The organism is Cohnella laeviribosi DSM 21336 (assembly GCF_000378425.1).
GTDB lineage: Bacteria > Bacillota > Bacilli > Paenibacillales > Paenibacillaceae > Cohnella > Cohnella laeviribosi.
Map to the genome: position 1 here is coordinate 1 of NZ_KB899879.1, position 6,132 is coordinate 6,132.

At 48.4% G+C, this 6,132-nt stretch carries 10 protein-coding genes; 1 reads left to right on the top strand and 9 read right to left on the bottom strand.

Going from position 1 to position 6,132, the window contains the following annotated elements; genetic code table 11:
* The 9 genes from F560_RS25820 to F560_RS0121675 form a co-directional block, all read right to left on the bottom strand.
* Positions 1-290, bottom strand: a 290-nt coding sequence (locus tag F560_RS25820; RefSeq protein WP_169449921.1) for a transposase, incomplete at its 3' end; no start/stop codon positions are given.
* A gap of 163 nt (positions 291-453) precedes the next feature.
* Positions 454-948 (bottom strand): DUF3221 domain-containing protein, encoded by a 495-nt coding sequence (locus F560_RS0121650; protein ID WP_019007806.1) that lies wholly within the window; start codon positions 946-948, stop codon positions 454-456.
* A gap of 256 nt (positions 949-1,204) precedes the next feature.
* Positions 1,205-1,585, bottom strand: a complete 381-nt coding sequence (locus F560_RS0121655; protein ID WP_019007807.1) for a hypothetical protein — start codon at positions 1,583-1,585, stop codon at positions 1,205-1,207.
* 191 nt (positions 1,586-1,776) lie between these two features.
* Complete coding sequence (locus tag F560_RS25365) at positions 1,777-2,082, bottom strand: beta-lactamase family protein (RefSeq protein WP_245554945.1); 306 nt, start codon at positions 2,080-2,082, stop codon at positions 1,777-1,779.
* A gap of 303 nt (positions 2,083-2,385) precedes the next feature.
* Positions 2,386-2,535 (bottom strand): MerR family transcriptional regulator, encoded by a 150-nt coding sequence (locus F560_RS25825; RefSeq protein ID WP_425393293.1) that lies wholly within the window; start codon positions 2,533-2,535, stop codon positions 2,386-2,388.
* Between the two features lie 132 nt (positions 2,536-2,667).
* A complete protein-coding gene (locus tag F560_RS0121660) occupies positions 2,668-3,390 on the bottom strand; it encodes a hypothetical protein (RefSeq protein WP_019007808.1) in 723 nt (240 codons plus the stop codon).
* Positions 3,387-4,097 carry a fluoroquinolone export ABC transporter permease subunit gene (locus tag F560_RS0121665; RefSeq protein WP_019007809.1) on the bottom strand — a complete coding sequence of 237 codons (711 nt, stop codon included), beginning with the start codon at positions 4,095-4,097 and terminating at the stop codon, positions 3,387-3,389. The genes F560_RS0121660 and F560_RS0121665 overlap by 4 nt, the downstream gene beginning before the upstream one ends.
* On the bottom strand, positions 4,094-4,948 hold the full coding sequence (locus F560_RS0121670) for an ABC transporter ATP-binding protein (protein ID WP_019007810.1): 855 nt from the start codon (positions 4,946-4,948) through the stop codon (positions 4,094-4,096). The genes F560_RS0121665 and F560_RS0121670 overlap by 4 nt, the downstream gene beginning before the upstream one ends.
* Positions 4,945-5,568: a TetR/AcrR family transcriptional regulator gene (locus tag F560_RS0121675; RefSeq protein ID WP_019007811.1), complete on the bottom strand. Its 624-nt coding sequence runs from the start codon at positions 5,566-5,568 to the stop codon at positions 4,945-4,947. The genes F560_RS0121670 and F560_RS0121675 overlap by 4 nt, the downstream gene beginning before the upstream one ends.
* Positions 5,569-5,984: 416 nt before the next feature.
* Between F560_RS0121675 and F560_RS26680 the strand changes: the two genes are divergently transcribed.
* On the top strand, positions 5,985-6,132 hold a 148-nt coding region (locus tag F560_RS26680; RefSeq protein WP_019007812.1), incomplete at its 3' end, for a transposase.

The window sequence follows — 6,132 nt, forward strand, 5'->3', positions numbered from 1 at the left end:
TTTTGCAACCGCTTGATTTCAAGATCCTTGTTGGTGATAGGCTTCCCGTTGCCTGAAAAAGCTTCATCACCGTGGGTCTGATATTCATACACCCACCGGCTTAGCATTGTTGGAAGGATGCCTAAAGTTTTAGCAACATGGGAAACTTTCTTTCCTTCATCGATGATCTGCATCACCGCAGCCATTTTAAAGGCTTTGTCATACTTTTTCCGCACCATACAAAACACAACCCCTTTACACAAAGTTACGTTGGTCTTAACTCCGTGTAAAGAGGTTTGGGGAAAGTCCACCGTTCGGCCCCCCTCGAAATTCAGGTCGAATCGCTTCACGTCTGGTAAATTTAGCTGACCACGCCTGGCGTACATAAAAGCGTTGCCTTTAAAGTAGCGGAAGGAGCCTGCCCAGTATGACAAACTCCTTCATTAAAATTGATTCCATGCATTATTCTCAGCGCTAGTTATTCAAAATAAATTTTTCTTCAACAGGCGGACTCGATTTTGCATCAAATAAAGTTATTTCCCAATGATTTTTTTCAGCAATGTACTCTACTGATTTAATTACGGGCACGCTAAATTTATCGTAATTCTTTAACGCTTTTGTGATAACTTCTTCGGAAGACATTGTAGTACCTTCAGGCTGGTCTGCTTTAATAATATCTATTTTCTTTGCAATTCCTTGAGCGGGATTTGACGCCTCGAGGCCTCCAACAAATGTGACCATTACTTTATTGCCTATCCCTATCTTTTCTTTTGTCTTTACCCATATAGCTTGGCTCTTAATTTCCGAATTAGGTGTAAACGAAGTTACCAGAATTCTATCGGACTCTACCCTTACTACATATCCAGAAAAATCGGAGTCATTTTGACTTTGATCATTTATATGATGTTTACCACAGCTAGAGATAAAGAGAACTATAACTAAACATACCATCATAACTTGAATTTTCATACAACCTCCTCCACAGCCTTGTTGAGCCGTACACAACTAATTTTTTGTAATTTTGCAATCCCAAAATTCTAATAAAAATGGACTCGATTTTGTAATTCTTTTCTGAAGACTTCCTTGCTCACGGGAATTTGACAAAAGTTCTTGTCACTACCTCTTGATCAAAGATTCATGCTGGGCGTATAGGACAAGGCTTCTGGGCATTTTGGGAAGGTCAAAAAACACTGCGTATAATACGGTGTTATATGATGGACATGCTTTAATTAATCGGCAAGCAAACCTTAACTTCCTCATTGCCTGTTATTTCTGCTCCTATTGGTCCATCATAAATCTCAATGAATAAAGCCTCCGGCCAAACTTGTTTGAGTTGTTGCTCTTTAATCCAATTGCCTATGTAAGAATAATTTTTAGCCATTTGTTTGATGGTGCCCGTGGCTGTTGCATATTTACCTCTGATATTTATTACTTCTGCTTGTTCAGGTAAAGAAGCCGGTTTTCTATTGACGATATGACCTACATAGAAAAAACCTGTCTTATGTTCTTCACCTCTATGCGGTTCATATAAAATAATAAGGCTGTCAACACGCTCTTCAATTTCATAATTTCTTTCTATAACTTCTTTAACTGCCTGGGGAATCAAAGTTGGGTACTCGTCGAATCGTCCTGTGAACTTGAATCCAACAAAAAGAAGTCTAGATCAATTAATTTCCCTTCCATGAACCTTCACCTCTGTTAAGTTATGAATTTGCTCTTGCATTTAGTTAAAAATCAATGGCTTAATCGTATGAAACAATTTGTGGGAATCTATCTTTTCATAGTTCCAGAGTATGATTACGTTTCATTTGGGAATTGCCAGATCTCCGACCTGAAACCTGGGGTGCCTCCACCAAATAATCGAAAATCATGACCTAAAAACCATCCATATCCATACTTAAGCGATGGATCAAAGCTTACGCTTAGATAGGGCGTGAACATCTTTTCCATTGATTCCGGAGACAATATCATGCCGTTTAGTAAGGCTTCGCACCATTTATTTAGATCTCGAACCGTAGAGAAAAGTTCTCGGGGTGCCTCAACCTCGCTTTCTGGAATATCGCACGGCTGCACGTGACGGATTACGAGTTCTTCGATCTCCACACGATTCACATCCTCAGAAAATGATGTCTCTTGTACGCCGATCCTCTCGGGCGGAGCCGTAAGGCTCCGTATTCACGCCGCGAGCCGGCCTAAGATAGCAGCTCCCATCATAGGCCGGCTCGTTGTCGTCTGAGCTTCTTCCATAATTATACATCAAGCGATCAAGTGGCGTAAGCCCCGCATTTCACTCCTCTATCAGAATCTTCTGACGACAAATTCCATAAGGCTCACAGTGTAACTTTCAAATCTACCCCCATCAAAAAGACGGTACAAAAAATATAAAGCGGCTTTGGTTCGAAATTACTACACCAGCAGCTGGCACACATGATCTAACGTAAAGCCCAGATCTTTGTAGGCGAGTATGCGGTGAAGGCGGAACAATTGTTCCGCCGAATAGTAGCGGTAACCCGTTATCTCATCCGTACGTGCGTTTGAGCAGCCCCAGTTGGTCATAATAACGCAACGTCTTGAACTTGATACCTGCGCTCCGACCAAACAGGCAATATGAAAGATGGGTTCCTGACAGGTGCCGCTCCATTCCCATCCAAGATCGTCTTCTAAGGTTTATGGGTCAAGTCCCCCACACTAATCCATCCGCCTCGCAAACGCCCGGTCCGCACGTTTAAGAAGCAGGACATGGTACACCAGTCCGGCTGCAAACGATAAGACCGACCAGACCGGTTCGCGGGATTCCCCCAGCATATAGCTCTTGGCCGGCCAGTAGGTCGGGACGATCATGCCCGCCATTTGCCAAGGTTCCGGTACGAAAGCAGCGACAACCGGCCCGACGAATAAAAGACCGCATAGCTTCGACAATGCCAGCCCCTCCACCTTATTGTCCGCGGCAGCGACAAGAAACAAAGCGATGCAGGGAGCCTCGAGCGCCAACAGCAGAAGGGTGTACACGCTTTCCGCCCGGATTTCGGTCATTCCGGAAGCCAGCAGATACAGACCGGACGAAAGAAGCGCCAGCAGGCTTGGAAATAGCAGCCGATAACGGTAATAACCACGGCGAGTGAGCGGCGTAACCCCGAAATAGGCGATCAGATTTTCGTCGCGTTCGTCCAGCATCAGCAGCCCTGTCATGACACCCGTTAATAACGGAATCGTAGTCAACAAGACAAATGCAACGAAACCGGTATATGCCGTTAAGTCAAAGGCATATTGCTCCTTCACCCATTCCGCAAGCGGCCAAAACGCGTATCGTGCAAATGCGATTATAGCCAGAGGTCCGAATAGGCAGGCCATCAACATCGGATCCTTCGCCAGATGACGGATATCGCTCCGCAGCAATGCCCGATAACTCATCGCGCCGCTCCCTCCCCCACTCGGGATAAAATGCGTTTTTCGAACGAACGATGTGCCCAGGCGTACGCCGCCGCCGTGCCGGCCGATAACACGGCAACTGCATACAGCGACTCTCTGGCCGGAATGGGCCGATGTGCCGCTTCCAGCAAAAGAAGCGATCCGTTCGTAGGAAACACAGCATACAATGCAGACGGCCCAATATCAAAGAGGCCGGCCAACGGTACGGCAAGCGGAAGCGAGTACATCTGCGACAGCCAAATAAATCCGTTGATGCTTTTCGCACGCGTTACAACGCCGATGGACAAGAACGTGAACAAGCAAGACGTAAGCCATACGCCGAGCGTGAAATGGACCGGCATCGCCGGAAACCCTAAAGCGAATAGTTGGATGGCCCATGCCGCGCATGAGGAGATGACCGAGATCGAGACGGCTTTGGCGATCAAATATTCCCGCAGCCGCAGCGGAGTGACGAACAGACTGTCGTACACGCCCTGATCTTTTTCCAGCAGCACGATGCCTCCGGCCAATATCAGGCCGATCGCCCCGGGATCGGAGAAAGTCAGCAGCAGCGCCGTTTTTTCCTTATAGCCCGGCGATATGTTATGGAGCAGAAGCACATACAAGCCGCATACCAGCACATAAACCCCGTAAAATCCGTGCCGGATTTGAAATCTCACATCGCTGGCGATCGCAGACATCGTTCTCATGACAAGCTTCTCCCGGTCGTCTCCAAGAATATTTGCTCCAGCGTCGCTTCCTGGGAATGCATCGTCTCCACCGGGTAACGATCGATCACCTGCAGGAACGATTTGTTGTTCCCGATCCCTTCAAGCGGAAACTCCTCCACCACCGGTTCCCCTTCCTTGCGGTATTCAACCCGAACCGTTTTCCGTCCCTGCCGAAGTTTCAGTTCTCTAGGAGAATCGATCAGCTTGATCTGCCCGTCCACAATAAAAGCGACTCGGTCGCAGAGCTCTTCGGCCGCCTGCATGTGATGAGTGGTGAGCAGCACGGTTTTTCCTTCCGCCTTCATTTCCTTAATCAGATCCTTCAGAATCTTCGCGTTAACCGGATCGAGACCGGACGTCGGCTCGTCCAGAAACAAGACATCCGGACGGTGCAGGATGGCCCGGCAAAAATTAAGCCGCATTTTCATTCCTTTGGACAACTGCGAGACTTTTAACCGTGCGGCATCCTTAAGACCAACCCGATCGAGCACGCGCATCGGCTCCTCCGTAGGGACAGAGTACAACGACCGGAACAGGTTGAGATTTTCGAGAACGGTGAACTTGGTATAAAAGTTGGGAAACTCGAACCCTACACCGATGCGCTCGTACAAATCGGGTCCGGTAAAACGCAACTCTTGCCCGAGCACCCGCACGCTTCCGGCGTACCCCTTCAAGACGCCGATCAAAATCTTCAGCATCGTGCTTTTGCCGGCGCCAGACGGACCGAGAAATCCGAAAATTTCCCCGCGGCCGATTGCAAAGTTCAGCCCCTTAAGCGTTTTTTCCGCCGCTCCCGGATACGAGTACTCCAATCGTTCCACTTGAATCATGACGACTGCGCCTCCTCTGCAGAGCGTCCAAATAATCCGTCAACGAGCACACGCACCAGCAGCGCGATCGTATCCGGATAGATCGACTCGCCGATTTCCTTCCGATGCAGAGACAACAGCACGAGCGAGCGAAACAAGCTGACAATCAGCTCCGGCCGTTCCCGCCGCAAAATACCGGCTTCCTGCCATTTGCGAACAACGTGCAGCATCGCGTCCCGGTCTTCGGTGAAATTCTGCTCCAATTTCTCCGGAGGCAGTTTGCGCACCAGTTGCTCCAACTCGCCTTGGAAGTACATCGTCCGGATCAAGGCGTTTTCCGACATCAGCCTGAACGATTCCGTGATGAAACGTTGGACGCTTTCCTTTGTTACGGCCTCCTCTTCAGCCCATTTCAGCATACGCTCCCGAATACGGGCTTCCTCTGCCAGCAGCAGCTCGTAAAACAATTCCTCCTTCGAGTCGAAAAAAAGATAGAAAGAGCCTTGGGAAATACCCGCCGCTTTCGTAAGGTCTTCCACGCTCGTCTTGCGGAGGCCGTGCGCTTCAAAGCTGCGCTTGCCTTCCTCCAGCAGTTTCTGCCGGATCCACTGTTTCTCTTGCTCATTAAATTTTTTGGGCATGGCAACCTCTCAGAAAATGATTTTATGAATAATTTTATTTTATATTCACAAAATACATCAATTCCACCGTTTCGTCAATTCTTTTCTCCTTCCTCGCCACGCTGAGGTACGTCTCCAGCGCCCAACGGACGACTGCCTGATTGAAAAGGATTCCGTCCGGGCTGGCGTTGGACAGCGCGATGACGGCGTAGTCCCGTTCGGGAACGATGGCGGCTCGGCGATCTGGCCGTTCGCCGAGCCGCCATGCCCGACGCCCTTTGGTATTTTACATAATTGTTTTCACGAACATGAGAACTTTAAGCCCTGAAGTGGCGCAACGTGTTTCGCTTCGCAGGGTTGTCCGCCTGGACTTTCCCCAAACCTCTTTACACGGAGTTAAGACCAACGTAACTTTGTGTAAAGGGGTTGTGTTTTGTATGGTGCGGAAAAAGTATGACAAAGCCTTTAAAATGGCTGCGGTGATGCAGAGCATCGATGAAGGAAAGAAAGTTTCCCATGTTGCTAAAACTTTAGGCATCCTTCCAACAATGCTAAGCCGGTGGGTGTATGAATATCAGACCCACG